We start from the raw sequence: 19,277 nt of genomic DNA, 5'->3' as shown, positions 1-19,277 counted from the left end.
ATCGAGAGCCAGTTCGGGGAACGATGATCGATCCGCCGAAATCGTTATGCAAGGGTTGACAGGCGACTAGCCTCTCGTGGCGTGGACCGTCGCCGCTTCCTCACCGCCATGACCGCCGCCGGCGTCGCCGGGCCGTTCGCCGGGGTCGCCTGCGCGGGACGGCAGGGCGGCGCCCAGGCCGCCCCCAGCGGCTACGGCCCGCTGCGCCCCGCCCGCGACCTGCGTGACGGCAAGGTGCGCCTGCACCTGCCCGACGGCTTCCGCTACCGCTCGTTCAGCGCCGCGGGCGAGAAGTTCAGCGACGGCGGCGAGGTGCCCGGCCGGCACGACGGCATGGCCGCCTTCTCCGGGCCCGGCGACAGCGTGATCCTCGTACGCAACCACGAGGTCGGCGGGGCGGTCGGCGCGTTCGGCGACCGCGAGCGCGCCTACGACCCGATGGCCGGGGGCGGCACCTCCACCCTCCGCGTCACCCGCCAGGGCGAGGTCATCAGGGCCACCCCGTCGCTCACCGGCACCATGCTCAACTGCTCGGGCGGGCCGATGGCCTGGCGGGCCTGGGTGAGCTGCGAGGAGACCGTCAACGGCCCCGACGTGGCCGACGCGCCCGGCGGTGAGGGCAACGCCAGGCTCACCCAGAAGCACGGCTACATCTTCGAGGTGCCGCTCAACCGCGCCGCGACGGCGAGGCCCATCCGGGCGGCGGGCCGGTTCGCGCACGAGTCGGCCGCCTTCGACCCCTCCTCCGGCGCCCTCTACCTCACCGAGGACAACTTCGCCCATCCGTCCGGGTTCTACCGCTACCTGCCGCCCAAGCACCCGGTGCTGGCCGGCAAGCTGCTCGACGGCGGGCGGCTGCAGATGCTGGCGGTCGCGGACGCCGAGCGCGCCGACCTGTCCCTGGGGCAGGAACCCGGGGCCGCGTACGCCACCACGTGGGTGGACATCGACGACCCCGACCCCGGCTTCCGCGGGCGGCCCGCCTACGACGAGGCGGTCCAGGCCGTCGGCCGCCAGGGCCGGGCCAAGGGCGCGGCGATCTTCGCCAGGCTGGAGGGCGCGGTCTATCACCAGGGCGTGGTCTACTTCGTCTCCACGCAGGGCGGCGACACCTCGCCCGCCGACCCCCGGCCCGACGGGTTCGGCAAGGGCCGCGGCCAGGTGTGGGCGTACGAGACCTGGAGCGGCACGCTCAGGCTGGTCTACGAGTCGCCGCGCGCGTCGGTGCTCGACCTGCCCGACAACATCACGGTCAGCAGGCGCGGCACGCTCGTGCTGTGCGAGGACGGCGACGGCGACAACTACCTGCGCGGGCTGACCAAGGCCGGGAAGCTGTTCGACTTCTGCCGGCTCGCGCCGATCGCCGGCGATCCCGGGGCCGAGTTCGCGGGCAGCACCTTCGGGCCCGGCGGGCACACCCTCTACGTCAACGTGCAGGCCAAGCAGGGCAGGTCGTTCGCCATCTGGGGTCCCTGGGAGCGCGGGCTGTTCTAATGGACGCCATGATCCTGGGCATCGGCGTGGACGTGGTGGACATCTCACGCTTCGAGCAGGCGCTCGAACGCACCCCGAGCCTGCGCGAGCGGCTGTTCACCGAGGACGAGCAGGCGCTGCCCGCGCATTCGCTGGCCGCCAGGTTCGCCGCCAAGGAGGCCGTGGCCAAGGCGCTGGGCGCGCCCCGGGGGCTGGGGCACCGCGAGGCCGAGGTGTGCCGCGGCGAGCTGGGCAGGCCCGAGCTGCGGGTGACCGGGCGGGTCGCCGAGGTGGCGTACGAGCTGGGCGTCAAACGCTGGCACGTCTCGCTCAGCCACGACGCGGGCGTGGCCGTGGCCTACGTGATCGCCGAGGGCTAGCGCGGGGGATAGCTTCGGATCATGCGCACCGCCTACACCGCCGACCAGATCCGCGCCGCCGAGCACGTCCTCATGGCCGGGCTGCCGCCGGGCACGCTCATGCAGCGGGCCGCGGCCGGGCTCGCCGCCGCCTGCGCGGGACTGCTCGGCCGCGTCTACGGCAGCCGGGTCGTGCTGCTCGTCGGCAGCGGCGACAACGGCGGCGACGCGCTCTACGCGGGCGAGCGGCTGGCGCGGCGCGGGGCGCGGGTGGAGGCGATCCTCGCCGGGTCGAAGACGCACGAGGCGGGGCTGGCCGCGCTGCTGCGGGCCGGCGGGCGGGCAGCCGGGCCGGACGTGCTCGCGCGGGCCGACCTCATCATGGACGGGCTGGTCGGGATCGGGGCGTCGGGGGCGCTGCGGGAGCCGTACGCGGCGCTGGCCGAGGAGGCGAACGCGGCCCGCGCCCCCGTCGTCGCCGTGGACGTGCCGAGCGGCGTGGACGCGAGCACCGGCCGCGTCGAGGGCGCGGCCGTACGGGCACTGGTGACCGTGACCATGGGCGCGATCAAGACAGGGCTGCTGGTCGATCCGGGGGCCGCGCACGCCGGCCGGGTCGAGCTGGTGGACATCGGGCTCGGCCCCTGCCTGCCCGACCCCGACGTGGCCGCGCTCACCCGCGGCGACGTGGACGACCTGCTGCCGCGCCCCGGCAAGGAGTCCGACAAGTACCGCAGGGGCGTGCTCGGCGTGCTGGCCGGCAGCGATCTCTACACCGGCGCGGCCGTGCTGGCCGTCGGCGGGGCGCTGCGCGCCGGTGCCGGGATGGTCCGCTACGCCGGCCCGGCCGAGCCGGTGGCGCAGGTGCGCGCCGCCTGGCCGGAGGCCGTGATCACCACGCTCGACCGGCCGACCATCGAGGACGTCGGCAGGGTGCAGGCGTGGGTGCTCGGGCCGGGGCTCGGCACCGGCGACTGGGCGCACGAGCTGGCCGTCCAGGTGCTCGGCACCGGCCTGCCGGTGCTCGTGGACGCCGACGGGCTGACCGTGGTCGCGCGGGACCGCTCGCTGCTGCGCCGCGCCGCGCCCACGCTGATCACCCCGCACGCCGGCGAGCTGGCCAGGCTGATCAGGGCCGAGCGCGCGGACATCGAGGCGGCACGGCTGGAGCACGCCCGCACGGCGGCGGCCGAGCTGAGCGTGACCGTGCTGCTCAAGGGCTCGACCACGGTCGTGGCCGAGGAGTCCAGGCCGGTCCGGGTCAACCCGACCGGCACCTCCTGGCTGGCCACCGGCGGCACGGGCGACGTGCTGTCCGGCGTGGCGGGCGCGCTGCTGGCCCAGGGGCTCGGGGCGTACGACGCGGGGTCGTGCGCGGCCTATCTGCACGGGCTGGCCGGGCGGCTGGCCGCCGACGGCGCTCCGCTGGCCGCCGCGGACGTCACCGCCGCCGTTCCCGCCGCCATCCGCGCGGTAACGGCAGGGGGCGCCTGAGGTAAAAAACGCGCTCGACCACGCCCGTGAGCTGCCACACTGGGAGGATGTACTCCTCGATGGCCACGCCCGCGGAGGCACGCGTCGACCTGGCCGCCATCAGGCACAACGTCGCCCTGCTCAAGGAGCGCACGGGCGCCGAGCTGATGGGCGCCGTCAAGGCCGACGCCTACGGGCACGGGCTGGTCCCCTGCTCGCGCGCGGTGCTGGAGGGCGGCGCGAGCCGGCTCGGCGTCGCGTTCGTTCGGGAGGCGCTGGAGCTGCGCGCGGGCGGCGTGACGGCGCCGGTCCTCGCCTGGCTCATCACCCCGGGCGAGCCGCTCGACGAGGCGCTGACGCACGACGTCGAGCTGTCGGCCGCCGACGTACGACTGCTCGACGAGATCGCCGCCGCCGCGCGCCGCACCGGCCGCACCGCCCGGCTGCACCTGGAGGCCGACACCGGCATGAGCAGGGGCGGCGCTCCGCTGGCCGCCTGGCCGGAGCTGCTGGCCAGGGCGCTGGAGCTGCAGGCCGAGGGGGCCGTCGAGATCGTCGGCCTGTGGTCGCACTTCGCCTGCGCCGACATCCCCGGCCATCCGTCGGTGCATCAGCAGCTGGAGGCCTACCAGACGGCGCTGAAGCTCGCCGAGCAGGCGGGCGCGGCCGGCTCGCACGTGATCAGGCACCTCGCCAACTCCGCCGGCGCGCTCACGCTGCCCGAGGCCCGCTACGACCTGGTCCGGCCGGGCATCGCGATGTACGGCCTCAGCCCGATCCCCGAGCAGGGCGGCTTCGGCCTGCGCCCGGCGATGACCCTGGTGGCGCAGGCCGCGCTGGTCAAGCGGGTCCCGCAGGACTCCGGGGTCTCCTACGGCCACCTCTACACCACCGAACGCGAGACCCACCTGGCGCTCGTCCCTCTCGGCTACGCCGACGGCATACTCCGGCACGCCACGGGAAGAGCCGAGGTGCTCGCGGGCGGGCGGCGCAGGCGGGTCGCGGGCCGCGTGTGCATGGACCAGTTCATGATCGACCTAGGTGACGACCTGCTCGCCGCCGGCGACGAGGTGGTGCTGTTCGGCCCGGGCGACGGGGGCGAGCCGACCGCTCAGGAGTGGGCCGATACCCTCGGCACGATCACGCATGAGATCGTGACCAGGATCGGCTCGCGGGTGCCGCGGGTCCACATGAGCACGGGCGCTTGAGCGGAGAAGGATCGGGGAGATGACGACGACAACACGCCGCAGGTTCGGGATCGCCGGCGCGCTCGTCGGCGCGGCGTCGGCGGGGGTCGCGGCGGCTGCCATGGCCAAGCGCTACGCGGTCGGCCGGATCAGGCTGCGCCCCGACACCGAGGCCAGCGAGCCGTTCGGCGAGCTGCGGGGCAGGGAGCGCACGCACATCACCTCCGACGGCGTGGCGCTGCACGTCGAGCTCGACGGTCCCGACGACGCGCCGCTGACCATCGTGTTCTGCCACGGCTACTGCCTCAACCTGGAGTCCTGGCACTACCAGCGCAAGGACCTGCGGGACAACTACCGGCTGGTGCTGTGGGACCAGCGCTCCCACGGCCGCTCGCAGCGCGCCCAGGCCGACGAGAGCATGATCGACCGGCTGGGCGACGACCTGGCCGAGGTGATCGAGGAGTTCGTGCCCGGCCCGTGCGTGCTGGTCGGTCACTCCATGGGCGGCATGACGATCATGGCGCTGGCCGACCGCCACCCCGGCCTGTTCGGCGACAAGATCCGCGCCGTGGCGCTGCTCTCGACCTCGGCGGGCAAGCTGGCCGAGCTGACGCTGGGCCTGCCGGCCATGTTGTCCAAGGTCGTCCACAAGGTCGCGCCCGGCACGGTGTCCATGCTGGGCAAGCGCGGTGCGTTCATCGACCGCACCCGCAGCGTCGGCAGCGACATCGCCTTCCTCATCACCCGCTACATGGGCTTCGGCGACTCGAAGAACGTCAGCCCCACCGTCGTCGACTTCGCCGAGTCGATGATCAGGGCCACCCCCACCGAGGTCTTCGCCGACTTCTACCCGGCCCTGATGAACCACGACAAACTGGCCGCGCTGGACGTGCTCGGCTCCGTGCCCACCGCGATCATGGTGGGCGACGGCGACTGGCTCACCCCGCCCGACCACAGCAAGGCCATCGCGGCCGCGCTGCCCAAGGCCCAGCTGACCGAGGTGCCCGACACCTCGCACCTGATCCAGCTCGAACGTCCCGGCGTGGTCAACGACGCGCTGCGCGACCTGGCCAAGAGGGTGGAGCTGTAGCGATGAGAGCAGCGACCGCCGAGGCCATGCGGGCGTTCGGCGCCCGCCTCGCGGCCCACCTGCGGGCCGGCGACCTGATCGTGCTGTCCGGGCCGCTCGGCGCCGGCAAGACCACGCTGGTGCAGGGCATCGCCGAAGGGCTCAAAGTACGCGGCCCGATCACCTCGCCCACGTTCGTCATCGCCCGGGTGCACCCCTCGCTGCGCCAGGGGCCGCCGCTCGTGCACGCCGACGCCTACCGGCTGGGCGGCGACCTGGAGGTCGACGACCTCGACCTCGACGCCTCGCTGGAGGAGTCCGTCACCGTCGTCGAGTGGGGCGAAGGGCTGGTCGAGGGCCTGGCCGACGACCGGCTGGAGATCCACATCGACCGCGAGGCGGGCGACGAGGCCCGCGTGCTCACCGTGCGCGGCGTGGGGCCCCGATGGGCCGACACGCCGGTTGATCGGCTCGAAGGGTAAAACGCCGGTCACGTCCTCGCAAAACTGGCACCCTTGACGTACCCGGCCAAAGACATGATCGTTGGCAGGGATTCGCCCAGAATTTCTGGGTATCAGGGTGGGCGACATCCACGATTCGGGTGGATGCTGGTGGCAGGACGGCAAAGTGGGGTGCGGCCGGTGCTCAGGGTCAGGCGTGTCGCGTACGCGGGAGCTCTCGTCATCGTAGGTCTGACCGGCTGCACAGCCTCGGCCGAGACCGAACCCACGGCAACCCCGACGGCCACAGCGCCGGGCACGCCCTTAACCAGCGCCACCGGCACCCCACAGCCCACGGGCACCAGGCCCAAGATCCAGGTCCAGCTCAACCCCGACCGGGTCACCGCGGGCCAGACCAACACCGTGTGGATCCTCGCCAACTGCCCCGTCCCCACCGGCGGCCCGGCGCACACCGGCACCGTCACGTCCCGGGCGTTCGTCAGCGGCGCCACGCTCAACCCCGTGCCCTCCGGCGCCAGCTCCCCGACCCCCACCGGCTCGGCGGCCGGCTCGCCCTGGGTGCGCGGCTCCGCGCAGGTCTCAGGAACGGTCCCGCGCGGCACCTACACCGTCAGCGTCAAGTGCGACGGCACCAACGACGCCGGCAGCGCGCGGCTGCGCGTCGTCGCCGGCGAGGCGCTGCCCACCCACGTGCCGACCCGGGCGCCGCGCGCGGGCGGCGGCGGCACGTACGCCAAGGACGTGGACGAGGGCTCCTCCATCCCCTTCGGCCCGGCGGGCGTGCTGCTCGGCCTCGCCATCGCGGGAGGCCTCGGCTGGGCGGTCAAGCGGCGCAAGGCATAGAAGATGGCACGACCTGGACGGGTCGTCGTCGCGGGGGTCGTCACGGGGCTGGTGCTGTTCGCCTTCGGCAAAGGGGCGCAGCAGGAGGCGTCCACGCCCGCCGCGAACGTCGTGCCCGAGAGCCTCGACATCCCCTCGATCGACCTGGAGGCCCCGCTCATGAAGCTGGGCCTCGCCAAGAACGGCGACGTCGAGCTGCCGCCGTACGAGAAGCCCAAGACCGCCGGCTGGTACGAGGGCAGCGCCGTGCCCGGCGAGAAGGGCGCCTCGGTCATCATCGGCCATGTGGACACCAAGACCGCCCCCGCCGTGTTCTACAAGCTCAGGGACCTGCGCAAGGGCCAGACCGTCAAGGTGCGGCGCAGCGACGGCAAGACGGTGACGTTCAAGGTCGACTCGATCGAGCAGGTCCACAAGGACAGCTTCCCCACCCGGCGCGTCTACCTGGAGGACGGGCTGAGGCTGGTCACCTGCGGCGGCGAGTTCGACCGCGCTCGTGGCGAGTACCTCGACAACGTCATCGTCTACGCTTCTCGTGCATGAGCCATCCTCCTGCCGTCGGCGGCAGCCGGGTGCCCTGGTCGCGGGTGCCCCAGGAGGTCCGCGCGGCGGTCGAGGAGTTCCTCGGCGGGCGCGTGGCCGAGGCGCGCACCCAGGAGGGCGGGTTCTCGCCCGCGGCCGCCGTACGGCTGCGCACCGAGCACGGCCGGCGGGCCTTCGTCAAGACCGTCGGGCCCGAGCCCAACCCCGACACCCCGCACATCTACCGCGCCGAGCTCAGGATCGCCGCGGCCCTGCCGGAGTCGGCGCCCGTGCCCCGGCTGCTGACCGGGTTCGAGCTGGCCGGCTGGGTGACGCTGGTCTTCGAGGACGTCGAGGGCGAGCATCCCGAGCTGCCCTGGAGACGCGACCAGCTCGACCGGGTGCTTGAGGCGCTCGCGCGGATGTCGCGGGCGCTGACCCCCTCGCCCGTCGCCGACGCGCCGACGGTCGCCGAGGTCTTCGGCGACTCCTTCCACGGCTGGCGCAGGCTGACCGGGGAGGACACCGCCGGGCTCGACCCGTGGGCGCTGCGCCACCTCGGCGAGCTGGCCGAGCTGGAGACCGGCTGGGAGGCGGCCGCGGCCGGCGACAGCCTCGTGCACGGCGACCTGCGCGCCGACAACATCCTGCTGGCCGGCGAGCGCGTCTTCGTCGTGGACTGGCCCTGGGCCTGCCGGGCGGCGCCCTGGTTCGACCTGCTGTGCATGCTGCCGTCCGTCGGGATGCAGGGCGGGCCGCCGCCGTGGGAGCTGTTCGCCGACGCCGAGCCCGCCGTGGTCGCGGCCGTGGCCGGATATCTGGCCAGGCAGTCGCGGCAGCCGGCCCCGCCGGGGCTGGCGACGGTCCGGGAGTTCCAGCGGGCGCAGGGCGTGGTCGCGCTGGAGTGGCTGCGGCGGCGTACGGGCTGGGCCTGACGGCCATGACGGGCCGGGGCTGACGGCATTACGGGCAGGTGCGCGGTCCGCTACGGGTAGGCTAATCAGTCGTGCTGGTCCTGGCCTTTGATACCGCGACACCCGCCGTCACCGCCGCGCTCCACGACGGCGAGCGGGTGCTCGCCGAGCACACGACGATCGACGCGCGGCGCCACGGCGAACTGCTCGCCCCCACCGTCGAGCTCGTGCTGGCCGAGGCCCGCGCGACGCTCCGCGACGTGACCGCCGTCGTCGCCGGCAGCGGCCCCGGCCCCTACACCGGGCTGCGCGTCGGTCTCATGACCGCGCAGGGGCTCGCGACCACGCTCGGCGTGCCCGCCTACGGCGTCTGCACGCTCGACGCGCTCGCCTACGGCAGCGGCCTGACCGAGCCGTTCCTCGCCGCCACCGACGCGCGGCGCAAGGAGGTCTTCTGGGCCCGCTACGGCGACCTGCGCACCCGGCTCGACGGGCCGGCCGTCGATCGCCCCGCCGACGTTCCCGCCGACGGGCTGCCGGTCATCGGCGCCGGCGCCGACCTCTACCGCGACGTGCTGGAGGCCAAGGGCCACGAGGCGCCGCCCTACCCGTACGCCGGATCGCTGGCCGCCCTCGCCGTCGAACGGCTGGCGGCCGGCGCCCCGCTCGACCCGGCGCGCCCGATCTACCTGCGCCGCCCCGACGCCGTCGTGCCCGGCGCCCCGAAGAAGGTGCTCGCGCCCGGCGAGAGCGGACGGGCGACGGCGTGAGGCGGCCCACATGGTGACGCTGCGGCCCATGACCGGTGCCGACCTGCCGGCGGTCATGACGATCGAGCGGGCCACGTTCCCGCTCGACGCGTGGAGCGAGGGCATGATGCGCGGCGAGCTGGACGACATGCCGCGCACCCGCCACTACGTGGTGGCCCTGGACGAGGACGAGATCGTCGGCTACGCCGGGCTCGCCGCCGCCTCCGACCAGGCCGACGTGCAGACCATCGCGGTGCTCGACAAGCACCAGGGGCGCGGCATCGGCAGCGCCCTGCTGACCGAGCTGCTGGCCGAGGCCCGGCGCAGGGGAGCGCGCGAGATGTTCCTGGAGGTCCGCGCCGACAACCCGCGCGCCCAGGCGGTCTACCGGCGCTTCGAGTTCGAGGAGATCGGCACCCGCCGCCGCTACTACGACGACGGCACCGACGCGATCATGATGAGAAGGAAGCTGGATGGCTGACGAACCCCTGGTGCTCGGCATCGAGACGTCCTGCGACGAGACCGGCATCGGCATCGTCCGCGGCCACACGCTGCTGGCCAACACCATCGCCTCCAGCATGGACGAGCACGCCAGGTTCGGCGGCGTGGTGCCCGAGGTCGCCTCGCGCGCCCATCTGGAGGCCATGACGCCCACCGTGGAGGCGGCGCTGGCCGCGGCCGGGCTGCGCTTCACCGACATCGACGCCATCGCCGTCACCGCCGGGCCCGGCCTCGCGGGTGCGCTGCTGGTCGGCGTGGCGGCGGCGAAGTCGTACGCGCTCGGGCTCGGCGTCCCCCTCTACGGCGTCAACCACCTGGCCGCGCACGTGGCCGTGGACGAGCTGGAGCACGGGCCGCTGCCCAAGCCGTGCATCGCCCTGCTGGTCTCCGGCGGGCACTCCTCGCTGCTGCTCGTGCCCGACGTGACCGGCGACGTCATCTCGCTCGGCTCGACCGTCGACGACGCGGCGGGGGAGGCGTTCGACAAGGTGGCGCGGGTGCTGGGGCTGCCGTTCCCCGGCGGGCCGCACATCGACCGGGCCGCCCGCGACGGCTCCGGCACCGCCGTCACGTTCCCGCGCGGCAAGATCGACGACGGCACGCTCGACTTCTCCTTCTCCGGGCTCAAGACCGCCGTGGCGCGGTGGGTGGAGGCGCGCGAGGCGGCGGGGCAGAGCGTGCACGTGCCCGACGTGGCCGCCTCCTTCCAGGAGGCCGTGGTCGACGTGCTCACCCGCAAGGCGCTGCAGGCGTGCCGCAAATACGGGGTGTCCGACCTGCTCATCGGTGGCGGCGTTGCGGCCAACTCGCGGCTGCGTGCGCTCGCCCAGGAGCGGTGCGACGCCGCCGGGGTGCGGCTGCGGGTGCCGCGGCCGGGGCTCTGCACCGACAACGGGGCGATGGTGGCCGCGCTGGGCTCCGACCTGATCGCGGCCGGGGTCTCGCCGTCCAGCCTGCAGATCCCGGCCGACTCGTCCCTGCCGATCACCACCGTGCACGTATGACCCCCGGCCCTTCTGGGCCGCTTGTCACGGCCGAGCGGCGCAAGGGCGTGGGTTCCCTCCTGCTGAGCGCCGCGGTCGAGGCAGCCCGCCAGGAGCGGCGGCGCTGCGTCATCGCGCAGGCGGAGCCCGGCTCACCGGCGGAGGCGTTTCTGGCCGCGCGCGGCTTCCGTACGGTTCTGACCCTGAAGACGGCAAGGGCGGCGCCCAGCACTACGGCACCGGCGCGCTGCCCGAACATCGCGGGCACGGCCTCACCCGCTGGATGAAGGCCGAGGTCGTCCGGCAGGCACGCGAGCCCGACACCGCCGACAGCAACCGCCACATGCGCGGCGTCAATGACGCGCTCGGCCACCTGCCGACCCACAAGACGCTGACGCTGCAGCTCGACCTTTAAAAGACCCCCGTGAACACGTCCGTGGTCAGTCCTTGGTACGGGTGGGGCGGAGCAGGGCCTCGGCCAGGGCCAGCATGGTGTCCTCCAGCGCGCCCAGGCGCTTGGTGAGGTCGGCCGCGGCCGGCTCGACGATGCCGGTGACCGTACGGGCCAGCTCGTCCCGGTCGGGACGTGAGCCCACCAGCTCGGTCAGTGCTTCGGCGGCGGCCGTCAGGCGTTCGGCCTGCTCACCGGCCTGCGAGCCGAGCAGCTCCGGCAGCCCCAGGGACGCGGGCAGCCCGTCGACCCGGCGGCCGACCGCGTCGATGCGGCCGTCGATGGCGTCGAGGTGCTCGCCGGTCTGCCCGGCGCGGGCGGTCAGCCCGGTGAGGTGGGTGTCGAGGCCGTCGAAGCGGCCGCCCAGGTGCTCCTCGGCCTCTCCCAGCCGCTCGTCGAGCGCGTCGAGCTGGGTGTCGAGCTTGTTGAAGCGGCCCTCGCTGCGGTTGGCGGTCTCGCCGATGCGCTGGTCGGCGGCGGCCACCCGGTCGCCGAGCGCCGTGAAGCGGGCGTCGAGGCGGGTGCCGAGCGCGTCGAAGCGGTCGTCGTGCCGGCTCAGGTGGCCGTCCACGGTGCCGAGGCGCTGGTCGAGCGCGCCGAGCTGGCCGTCCATGTGGGTGAGCCGCGTGTCGACGCCGCCCATGCGGCCGTCGAGGCCGTCGAGGCGGGTGTCGATGTCGGCCAGGCACTCGTCGGTCGACTCCAGCCGCCCGTCGAACCCGGTGAGCCGGGTGTCCAGCCCGGCCAGCCGGCCCTCGACCCGGCCGAGCCTGGCGTCCACGCCGGCGAGACGGTCGGTCAGGCGCTGCTCGCTCTCGCCGAGCTGCACGGCCAGGTGCTGGTCGGTCTCGTCGAGGCGGGTCGTGAGGCGCTGCTCGATCGCGGCGAGGTGGCCGTCGAGGCGTTCGTCGGTCTCCCGCAGGCGGATGGTCACCCGCGCGTCGGTCTCCTCCAGGCGGGCGCTGAGCCGCCTGCCGGTCTCCTCGACGCCGGCGGCGGTCTCGTCGAGCTTGGCGGTGAGCCGCTGGTCGGTCTCGTCGAGCCGGGCGGACAGGCTGCGATCGGCCTCGTCGAGTCGGGCGGACATGGTGCGGTCGGTCTCGTCCAGTCTGGCGGTGAGGGCGCGGTCGGTCTCGTCCAGTCTGGCGGTGAGGGCGCGGTCGGTCTCGCCGAGTCGGGCGGAGAGGTTGCGGTCGGTCTCCTCCATGCGGGCCGTCAGCCGCTGGTCGGTCTCCTTGAGCCGGGTGGTGAGGCGCTGGTCGGTGGCGTCGAGGCGGGCGGTGAGCTGCTTGCCGGTCTCCTCCAGGCGGGCCGCGCCGTCGTCGAGGCGCGCGGTGAGGCGCTGCTCGGCGGCCTCGACCTGGACGGAGAGCCGTTCGGCCGTGCCGCTCAGCCGGTCGTTGACGCCCTCGGACAGCTCGCCGACGACCGCCTCGACCCGGTCGGTACGGGAGCTCAGCTCGGCCACCGACCTGTCGAGCCTGGTGAAGCGGCCTGCCGCGGCCTCCATGCTGGAGTGGAGACCGGCCAGCATGTCGGCGAAGTCGGACATCCCCCTGGTGATGCCGTCGGTGGTCTCCAGCACGGACTGCAGGCGCTTGAGCGCCTCGTCGACGTTCTCGCCCACGGTGCCGAGATCGGCCCAGAGGCTCGGCAGCTCGGCCACCGGGGCGACGCGGGCGTCCACGTGGCCCACCCGGTCGCCGACGGCGTCCACGTGGTCGCGTACGGCCTCGACGTGCTGTGCCAGCCCCTCCGCCCACATCGGCGGCTTGGCGGAGATGTCCTCCAGCCGCCCGTTGACCGACTCCAGAGCGCCGCTGAGGCCGCCCAGCTCGCGCTCGCGCACCTCCCGCAGCAGCCACTCCATGCCTTCGAGCCGCTGGCGGATCTCGTCGAGGACGGCCCCCTGCGTGCGCTGCTCGTAGACGTGGTCCTGTGACGCGCGGTTGAGCAGGTCTCGCATCCTCTCGGAGACGTTCGTGTAGCCCCCTGCCGTGAGAAGGGTCGTGTGGTTGGAATTATCCACCGAAAGGCTCCTTCGCTCGCCGGCGGTCTGCCGCGCAGCGGTGGGATAGGTCCGGTTTGCACGTGAATTGGCGAGAACGCGACAACCGCATCAGGGGGAGAACTCCCGCCCGCCAACCTTAGCCCCTCGATCAAGGTCCGTAAGCGCCGAATGGAAAGATCGTGGTTGACGAGGGATCGACCGTTATCCGTGGTCAGGCAGCCGGGGAGGTGTCGCAGATAAACGCATATGGGCGCTCCATAATGCGAGTCAGGATGATTACCGCTGACTTTTCCCCATTGAGTCGCAAGTCGGCCCGGAGTCGTTCGATGTCGAGAGCCGAGCCGCGTTTCTTGATGGTGACATTTCCGATTTGTCGCTCACGCAGCGCCGCCCGGAGTTTCTTCAGCGAGAACGTCATCACCTCGTCCACGGCGTAACGCGCGGCCCACGGAGTGTCGACCGGCTCGTCGGCGGCGATGTAGGCGATCTGCTGGTCGAGCAGCCGCCCGCCCACCAGATCGGCCACCTCGCGCACCAGGTGCGCCCGGATCGCGGCGCCGTCGGGCTCGTAGACGTAGCGGCCCAGCGCGCCGACCGGCGCGAGGCTCTCGGGGCCGGTGGCGGCCAGGGTCTGCCCGCCCGGCAGCAGGGTGGCGCGGCGCATCGAACGGGCCCCGGAGCCGGTCCAGATGGCCGCCTCCTTGACCTCCCCCTTGTACGAGACCCACTCGGCCTCGGCGGACTCAGGGATGTAGGAGTAGGGGATGCCCGGGGCGACCTTGACGCAGGCGCGACGCGCCCGCGCCACCAGGTCGAGCACCGTCGGCCACGGCGGAGAGTACGCCAGAGGGTCGAACGTGCGGCCCCGCCCCGTCCGCCTGGCCGGGTCGGCGAAGAGCGCGTCGTAGTCCTCCGGCCGCACCGCCCCCGCGTTGCCCACGACCACGCTCACCCGGTCGGCGAGACCGAGCGCCTCGGCGTTCGCCCTGGCCACGGCGACGGTCAGCGGGTCGATGTCCACGGCGGTCACCGTGCATCCGGCACGCGCCAGGGCCAGGAGATCGCCGCCGACGCCGCAGCAGACGTCGATCACGCGCGCTCCGGCGAGGCGGCGGGCGCGGTGCTCGGCCACCTCCTTGCGGGTGGACTGCTCCAGGCCGTGCGGGGTGAAGAACATCACCCCGGCGTCCTCGCCGAACTTCGCCCGCGCCCGTTCGCGGAGCGCCGCCTGGGTGAGCGCGGCCGAGGTGAGCGCGGCGTCGTACGTGCGGCGCAGCCTGGTGGCGGCGGCGACGGGATCGGCCCCCGTGGCGGTCAGCTCCACGGCCTCGGCGAGCGCCTGCCGGCCGCGGGAGGTCAGGAGCTGTCGGAAGGCGTCGAGGTCCACGTTGCCCGACGTTATCGCGTCGCGGAACCCCTCGTGACGCCGCTCGCGCCGCCGCCCGTGACGGCCTCCCTGGCACCCGCCGCGACGTTCCCGGTGGTGTCCCCGGTGGCGTTCCCGGCAGCGTTTCCGGCGGTGTCCCCGGTGGCGCACGAGACGGCGGGGGTGTCGCCCAGGGACAGCAGGAGCTTGCGGAGCAGGGCGGCCAGGGCGTCCTGGTCGCCGGCGGAGAGCCCGGACAGCAGGCGGGCCTCGTTGGCCGCGTGCCGTTCGAGCACGTCGTCCGCCACTCGCCGGCCTTCTTCGGTCAGCCCGACGAACGTCATCCGCCGGTTGCCCGGGGCCGGCCACCGATCGACGAGCCCGCGATCGAGCAGGTGGTCGATGCGGTTGGTGAGCGCGCCGGGGCTCACCATGGCGGCGGCCGAGAGGTCCTTCATGCACATGCGGACGTCCTCGGCGCGCCGGAGCGTGGCGAGCACGTCGAACTCCCACGCCTCCAGCTCGTGCTCGGCCAGGAACTCCCTGGCGGCGCGGTCCAGCAGCCGCGAGGCGCGCGTGACCCTGCCGATCACGCCCGTGGGGGACACGTCGACGCCGGGCCGCGCCCGCGCCCACTGGCCGATGATCTCGTCGACCGCGTCGATCGCCTCGTCCATGCGCTCGATCCTACGACATTGAAATGTTCGACGCTTGGCGCTACCTTCGGCGTGGAAGACTTCGATGTCGAACTTTTCGAGGTGAGAGTGATGCGGGTTCTGGTGATCGGCGCGACCGGTTACATCGGGGCGGCCGTGGTGGAGCGGCTGATCGCGGGGGGCCACGAGGTGATCGCGTACGTACGCCCGCCGGCCGACGGCGCGAGGCGGGTGCCGGCGGCGGCCGGCGAGCGGTACGGCGACCTGTCGGACCCGGAGGCGCTGCGAGCGGCACTGGATGGCGGTGCCGATGTCGTCGTGCACGCCGGGCAGCTCACCGGTGACCGTGAGACCGACCTCGCCGTCGCCGGCGTACCGGCCGCCGCGGGGGCGCGCCTGGTGTACCTCAGCGGCGTGTGGGTGCTCGGCGCGATCGACGGCGGCGACGAGGACAGCCCGGCCCGGCCGATTCCGCTCGTGGCGTACCGGGACGAGGTGGAGCGGGTGGTGCTCGGCGGCGGCGGCTCCGTCGTACGGCCGGGCGTGGTGCACGGCCGGGGCTCCGGCATCCCGGCGCTCCTTCGCGGCCTGGCCGCCGAGCGCGGCACCGGCGTGTACGTCTCGGCCGACGGCACGGTGCCCACCTGGACGTTCGTGCACGTGGACGACCTCGCCGAGCTCGTGGCGGCGGTCGTGGAGCGCGGCGGGGCGGCGATCTACCACGGCGTGAGCGAGGAGGCCGTGCCGCTCACGGACGTGGCCGAGGCGGCGGCCCGCGCGGCCGGCGTCAAGGAGGTCGCCGAGCCCTGGCCGCTGGAGGAGGCCGCGAAGGCGCTCGGGGCCGAGTTCGCCGAGGCCCTGGCCCTCGGCCAGCGGGTCGGCGCGGCGCGCACCCGCCGGGAGCTCGGCTGGACCCCGAGCCGGCCGGGCGTCCTCGCCGAGCTCACCGAGGGCTCGTACGCCTGATCGACACCCGTTGTTCCGATCGCTGTCAGCGGACGCGGACGCGTTCGTGTTGACTGTCAAGGCCCTCTTGCATATGTTTCCTGTTGGCACTCTCCCCTTGAGAGTGCCAACGTGCGACGAGGCAGGTCTGACACCCGCGACGGCAGGCCCAGCTGGTCGCCTCTTCTGATCATTCACATCTGAAGGGGAGGTCCGATCGTGACGACCGCCACCAAGGTTCCCGTTAAGCCGCTCGGCGACCGCATTGTGGTTCAGCCGCTTGAGGCCGAGCAGACCACGGCTTCCGGCCTGGTCATCCCAGACACCGCCAAGGAGAAGCCGCAGGAGGGTCGAGTCCTCGCGGTGGGCCCGGGCAACTGGGACGAGGACGGCGAGAAGCGCATTCCGCTCGACGTCTCCGAGGGCGACATCGTCCTCTACAGCAAGTACGGCGGCACCGAGGTCAAGTACAACGGCGAGGAGTACCTCGTGCTCTCCGCCCGCGACGTTCTCGCGATCATCGAGAAGTAGGCCGGATGCGTCGAGCCCCGGGCGCTTTAGGGCGGCCGGGGCTTTCGACGCCAGGAGAGGACTTTCAGCATGGCGAAGATCCTGGAGTTCGACGAGAACGCGCGGCGCGCGCTGGAGCGCGGCGTCAACGCCCTCGCGGACGCCGTGAAGGTTACCCTCGGCCCGCGGGGCCGCAACGTCGTCATCGACAAGAAGTTCGGTGCGCCGACGATCACGAACGACGGTGTGACCATCGCTCGTGAGATCGAGCTGGAGGAGCGCTACGAGAACCTCGGCGCCCAGCTCGCCAAGGAAGTGGCCACCAAGACCAACGACATCGCGGGTGACGGCACCACCACCGCGACCGTCCTGGCCCAGGCCATGGTCCGTGAGGGCCTGCGCAACGTCGCCGCCGGCGCCTCGCCGCTGTCGCTCAAGCGCGGCATCGACAAGGCCGCCAAGGCGGTCAGCGACAAGCTGCTCGCGGTGGCCCGCGAGGTCGGCGACAAGAACGAGATCGCCAACGTCGCCACCATCTCCGCCCAGGACGCCAAGATCGGCGAGCTGATCGCCGAGGCGTTCGACAAGGTGGGCAAGGACGGTGTCCTCACCGTCGAAGAGTCCAACGCCATGGGCATGGAGCTCGAGTTCACCGAGGGCATGCAGTTCGACAAGGGCTACCTGTCGGCCTACATGGTGACCGACCCCGAGCGCATGGAGGCCGTCCTCGAGGACGCCTACATCCTGCTCACCCAGGGCAAGGTCTCCTCCATCGCGGACTTCCTGCCGCTGCTGGAGAAGATCGCCCAGACCAAGAAGCCGCTGCTCGTGGTCGCCGAGGACGTCGAGGGCGAGGCCCTGGCCGTCCTGGTCACCAACAAGATCCGCGGCACGTTCACCTCCGTCGCCGTCAAGGCTCCCGGCTTCGGCGACCGCCGCAAGGCGATGCTGCAGGACATGGCCATCCTCACCGGCGGCCAGGTCGTCAGCGAGGAGGTCGGTCTCAAGCTGGAGCACGTCGGCCTGGAGGTGCTCGGCACCGCCCGCCGCGTCGTGGTGACCAAGGACACCACGACCATCGTCGACGGCGCCGGTGACGCGCAGGCCATCGAGGACCGCGTCAAGGAGATCAAGCTCGCCATCGAGCAGTCCGACTCCGACTGGGACCGCGAGAAGCTGCAGGAGCGCCTGGCCAAGCTCGCCGGCGGCGTGTGCGTGCTGCGCGTCGGCGCGGCCACCGAGGTCGAGCTCAAGGAGAAGAAGCACCGCCTTGAGGACGCGATCTCCGCCACTCGCGCGGCGATCGAGGAGGGCATCGTCTCCGGCGGTGGCTCCGCGCTCATCCACGTCGGCAAGGACCTCGACGACCTCGGCCTGAGCGGCGACGAGGCCACGGGCGTCGGCATCGTCCGCCGTTCGCTGGTCGAGCCGGCCCGCTGGATCGCCGAGAACGCCGGCCTTGAGGGCTACGTCGTCACGCACAAGATCGCCGAGCTGTCCGCGGGTCACGGCCTCAACGCCGCCACCGGCGAGTACGGCGACCTCGTCGGCCAGGGCGTCATCGACCCGGTCAAGGTCACCCGTTCGGCCGTCCAGAACGCCGCCTCGATCGCGGGCATGCTGCTCACCACCGAGGCGCTCGTCGTGGACAAGCCCGAGGAGGAGGCCCCGGCCGCCGGTCAGGGTCACGGTCACGGCCACGGCCACTGATCGGCCCTTCCTTCCGCTTCACCTGTCACGGCCCGCGTCCCGCTGCCGCCTTCGGGCGGAGGGGGAGGCGGGCCGTGGCGGTTTCCGGGCCCCTGGCGTCTCCGGGGGCCCTGGTGTCTCCGGGCCCTGGTGTCTCCGGGGCCTGGCGTTTCTGGGGCCCTGGTGTCTCCGGGGCCTGGTGTCTCTGGGGCCCTGGTGTCTCCCGGGGCCTTCGGCGGGGGTGCGGGCGCGGCGGGTGCGTACGCTGGGCGTCGGGAGGTGGCGGGATGCAGTACCGGCGGGCGGTGCAGAGGCTGCGGCGGCTCGCCGAGACGTGCGACCAGACGCGCCGGGTGGCGGCGGCGGAGCCGTTCCTGCGGGCGGCGTACGTCTTCGGCGGGCTGCTGGAGGGAGCCGACCCGGTGGACGCCCTTGAGGTGGTCCTCGTGCTGAACCTGCCGCCCGAGGAGGTGACCTGGGGCTCCCAGCCGCCCGGGACGGCCTGGCTCGTGGACTTCCTGGAGCTGGACAAGGGCGGGATCGTCTACTGGTGGCGCTCCCGCCGGGACCCGGTGTGGAACCACCACATCAGGGAGCCGGTGCGGTTCTGGTCCGTGGAGGAGGGGACGGACCAGGACGTGCTCGACGCCCTCCGCGACCGCCGCGCCGGCCTGCTGCGGCGCGAGACTCCGGACAGCGACCAGGACGTACGGGCGCGCACAGCCGAGGAGCGGGAGGCGGCGCTCGAACACCTGCGTGAGGTGCACCGCTCCTACTGGGACCGCAAGTGGCGCCGGGAGCACCGCGGCATCGGCCGCTACCCCGAGCACCATCTGTGGGAGGCGGTGGAGGGCTACCTGGAGCTCCTGGACGTCGGCGGCGAGGACGCCGACGGCGGCGACGCGCCTCGCTAGGGGCTAGGGGCTAGGGGCTAGGGGTGGAGTTTTGTTCGGTTGGGGAAGTGTGGGAAAAGGTGGATTAGCGACGTAAACCGGCAGTGCACGATAAGCGTCTGTCCATGACAATTGTCGTGCATATCGGCTTATCGCGTGAAACATTATGTCAGCCCAAAGGCTTAGTGTGATCCGTCGATTACTCCCCGTTATCGTCGCGTC

The 19,277-nt window shown here is 73.0% G+C and carries 20 protein-coding genes; 17 read left to right on the top strand and 3 right to left on the bottom strand.

The annotated features are described in order from the left end of the window. The first annotated feature begins 81 nt into the window (after positions 1–81). The 13 genes from SMD20_RS25500 (at position 82) to SMD20_RS25440 (ending at position 10,949) form a co-directional block, all read left to right on the top strand. Positions 82–1,494, top strand: coding sequence for a PhoX family protein (locus SMD20_RS25500; protein WP_329585471.1), 1,413 nt, complete (start codon positions 82–84; stop codon positions 1,492–1,494). Between the two features lie 8 nt (positions 1,495–1,502). Continuing rightward, positions 1,503–1,853, top strand: coding sequence for a holo-ACP synthase (locus SMD20_RS25495; protein ID WP_329585468.1), 351 nt, complete (start codon positions 1,503–1,505; stop codon positions 1,851–1,853). 21 nt (positions 1,854–1,874) lie between these two features. Continuing rightward, complete coding sequence (locus SMD20_RS25490; protein WP_329585465.1) at positions 1,875–3,326, top strand: NAD(P)H-hydrate dehydratase; 1,452 nt, start codon at positions 1,875–1,877, stop codon at positions 3,324–3,326. A gap of 59 nt (positions 3,327–3,385) precedes the next feature. Further along, positions 3,386–4,513, top strand: a complete 1,128-nt coding sequence (gene alr / locus SMD20_RS25485) for an alanine racemase (protein WP_329592667.1) — start codon at positions 3,386–3,388, stop codon at positions 4,511–4,513. Between the two features lie 19 nt (positions 4,514–4,532). After that, positions 4,533–5,582 carry an alpha/beta fold hydrolase gene (locus SMD20_RS25480; protein ID WP_329585462.1) on the top strand — a complete coding sequence of 350 codons (1,050 nt, stop codon included), beginning with the start codon at positions 4,533–4,535 and terminating at the stop codon, positions 5,580–5,582. Positions 5,583–5,584: 2 nt separating this feature from the next. Further along, positions 5,585–6,043 (top strand): tRNA (adenosine(37)-N6)-threonylcarbamoyltransferase complex ATPase subunit type 1 TsaE, encoded by a 459-nt coding sequence (gene tsaE / locus SMD20_RS25475; protein ID WP_329585459.1) that lies wholly within the window; start codon positions 5,585–5,587, stop codon positions 6,041–6,043. 159 nt (positions 6,044–6,202) lie between these two features. After that, a complete protein-coding gene (locus SMD20_RS25470) occupies positions 6,203–6,865 on the top strand; it encodes a hypothetical protein (protein WP_329585457.1) in 663 nt (220 codons plus the stop codon). A 3-nt stretch (positions 6,866–6,868) separates the two neighbouring features. Beyond that, positions 6,869–7,408: a class F sortase gene (locus tag SMD20_RS25465; protein WP_329585455.1), complete on the top strand. Its 540-nt coding sequence runs from the start codon at positions 6,869–6,871 to the stop codon at positions 7,406–7,408. Next, a complete protein-coding gene (locus SMD20_RS25460; RefSeq protein ID WP_329585453.1) occupies positions 7,405–8,322 on the top strand; it encodes an aminoglycoside phosphotransferase family protein in 918 nt (305 codons plus the stop codon). The genes SMD20_RS25465 and SMD20_RS25460 overlap by 4 nt, the downstream gene beginning before the upstream one ends. A gap of 71 nt (positions 8,323–8,393) precedes the next feature. Beyond that, a complete protein-coding gene (gene tsaB / locus SMD20_RS25455) occupies positions 8,394–9,071 on the top strand; it encodes a tRNA (adenosine(37)-N6)-threonylcarbamoyltransferase complex dimerization subunit type 1 TsaB (protein WP_329585451.1) in 678 nt (225 codons plus the stop codon). Positions 9,072–9,081: 10 nt separating this feature from the next. After that, positions 9,082–9,531, top strand: coding sequence for a ribosomal protein S18-alanine N-acetyltransferase (rimI, locus tag SMD20_RS25450; RefSeq protein ID WP_329585449.1), 450 nt, complete (start codon positions 9,082–9,084; stop codon positions 9,529–9,531). Then, positions 9,524–10,555, top strand: a complete 1,032-nt coding sequence (gene tsaD, locus SMD20_RS25445) for a tRNA (adenosine(37)-N6)-threonylcarbamoyltransferase complex transferase subunit TsaD (protein WP_329585447.1) — start codon at positions 9,524–9,526, stop codon at positions 10,553–10,555. The genes rimI and tsaD overlap by 8 nt, the downstream gene beginning before the upstream one ends. A 262-nt stretch (positions 10,556–10,817) precedes the next feature. Continuing rightward, positions 10,818–10,949 (top strand): hypothetical protein, encoded by a 132-nt coding sequence (locus SMD20_RS25440; protein WP_329585444.1) that lies wholly within the window; start codon positions 10,818–10,820, stop codon positions 10,947–10,949. 25 nt (positions 10,950–10,974) lie between these two features. On the opposite strand, the gene SMD20_RS25435 is transcribed toward SMD20_RS25440, so the two are convergent. The 3 genes from SMD20_RS25435 to SMD20_RS25425 form a co-directional block, all read right to left on the bottom strand. Beyond that, positions 10,975–13,014 carry an apolipoprotein A1/A4/E domain-containing protein gene (locus tag SMD20_RS25435; protein ID WP_329585441.1) on the bottom strand — a complete coding sequence of 680 codons (2,040 nt, stop codon included), beginning with the start codon at positions 13,012–13,014 and terminating at the stop codon, positions 10,975–10,977. Positions 13,015–13,207: 193 nt separating this feature from the next. Beyond that, positions 13,208–14,383: a class I SAM-dependent methyltransferase gene (locus tag SMD20_RS25430; RefSeq protein WP_329585439.1), complete on the bottom strand. Its 1,176-nt coding sequence runs from the start codon at positions 14,381–14,383 to the stop codon at positions 13,208–13,210. A gap of 11 nt (positions 14,384–14,394) precedes the next feature. Continuing rightward, a complete protein-coding gene (locus SMD20_RS25425; RefSeq protein WP_329585436.1) occupies positions 14,395–15,039 on the bottom strand; it encodes a MarR family winged helix-turn-helix transcriptional regulator in 645 nt (214 codons plus the stop codon). Positions 15,040–15,129: 90 nt separating this feature from the next. Here SMD20_RS25425 and SMD20_RS25420 point away from each other — a divergent pair, with 90 nt between their 5' ends. The 4 genes from SMD20_RS25420 (at position 15,130) to SMD20_RS25405 (ending at position 19,076) form a co-directional block, all read left to right on the top strand. After that, positions 15,130–15,984, top strand: coding sequence for an NAD-dependent epimerase/dehydratase family protein (locus SMD20_RS25420; protein WP_329585433.1), 855 nt, complete (start codon positions 15,130–15,132; stop codon positions 15,982–15,984). 198 nt (positions 15,985–16,182) lie between these two features. Then, complete coding sequence (gene groES, locus SMD20_RS25415; protein WP_020542252.1) at positions 16,183–16,494, top strand: co-chaperone GroES; 312 nt, start codon at positions 16,183–16,185, stop codon at positions 16,492–16,494. Between the two features lie 69 nt (positions 16,495–16,563). Next, entirely contained in the window at positions 16,564–18,183 is a 1,620-nt protein-coding gene (groL, locus tag SMD20_RS25410) for a chaperonin GroEL (RefSeq protein WP_329585430.1), read from the top strand. Positions 18,184–18,449: 266 nt separating this feature from the next. Beyond that, complete coding sequence (locus SMD20_RS25405) at positions 18,450–19,076, top strand: DUF7711 family protein (protein WP_329585428.1); 627 nt, start codon at positions 18,450–18,452, stop codon at positions 19,074–19,076. The last annotated feature ends 201 nt before the right edge of the window (positions 19,077–19,277 follow it).

The sequence above is a fragment of the Nonomuraea sp. LP-02 genome (assembly GCF_036289125.1).
Lineage (GTDB): Bacteria > Actinomycetota > Actinomycetes > Streptosporangiales > Streptosporangiaceae > Nonomuraea > Nonomuraea bangladeshensis.
This window is presented reverse-complemented; position numbering and strand designations above follow the sequence as displayed.

Excerpts from the sequence above, each read along its gene's own strand:
- SMD20_RS25495 (WP_329585468.1), top strand. The coding sequence starts at position 1,503 with ATGATCCTGGGCATCGGCGTGGACGTGGTGGACATCTCACGCTTCGAG.
- SMD20_RS25490 (WP_329585465.1), top strand. The coding sequence starts at position 1,875 with ATGCGCACCGCCTACACCGCCGACCAGATCCGCGCCGCCGAGCACGTC.
- alr (WP_329592667.1), top strand. The coding sequence starts at position 3,386 with ATGGCCACGCCCGCGGAGGCACGCGTCGACCTGGCCGCCATCAGGCAC.
- SMD20_RS25480 (WP_329585462.1), top strand. The coding sequence starts at position 4,533 with ATGACGACGACAACACGCCGCAGGTTCGGGATCGCCGGCGCGCTCGTC.
- tsaE (WP_329585459.1), top strand. The coding sequence starts at position 5,585 with ATGAGAGCAGCGACCGCCGAGGCCATGCGGGCGTTCGGCGCCCGCCTC.
- SMD20_RS25465 (WP_329585455.1), top strand. The coding sequence starts at position 6,869 with ATGGCACGACCTGGACGGGTCGTCGTCGCGGGGGTCGTCACGGGGCTG.
- SMD20_RS25460 (WP_329585453.1), top strand. The coding sequence starts at position 7,405 with ATGAGCCATCCTCCTGCCGTCGGCGGCAGCCGGGTGCCCTGGTCGCGG.
- rimI (WP_329585449.1), top strand. The coding sequence starts at position 9,082 with ATGGTGACGCTGCGGCCCATGACCGGTGCCGACCTGCCGGCGGTCATG.
- tsaD (WP_329585447.1), top strand. The coding sequence starts at position 9,524 with ATGGCTGACGAACCCCTGGTGCTCGGCATCGAGACGTCCTGCGACGAG.
- SMD20_RS25440 (WP_329585444.1), top strand. The coding sequence starts at position 10,818 with ATGAAGGCCGAGGTCGTCCGGCAGGCACGCGAGCCCGACACCGCCGAC.
- SMD20_RS25425 (WP_329585436.1), bottom strand. The coding sequence starts at position 15,039 with ATGGACGAGGCGATCGACGCGGTCGACGAGATCATCGGCCAGTGGGCG.
- SMD20_RS25420 (WP_329585433.1), top strand. The coding sequence starts at position 15,130 with ATGCGGGTTCTGGTGATCGGCGCGACCGGTTACATCGGGGCGGCCGTG.
- groL (WP_329585430.1), top strand. The coding sequence starts at position 16,564 with ATGGCGAAGATCCTGGAGTTCGACGAGAACGCGCGGCGCGCGCTGGAG.
- SMD20_RS25405 (WP_329585428.1), top strand. The coding sequence starts at position 18,450 with ATGCAGTACCGGCGGGCGGTGCAGAGGCTGCGGCGGCTCGCCGAGACG.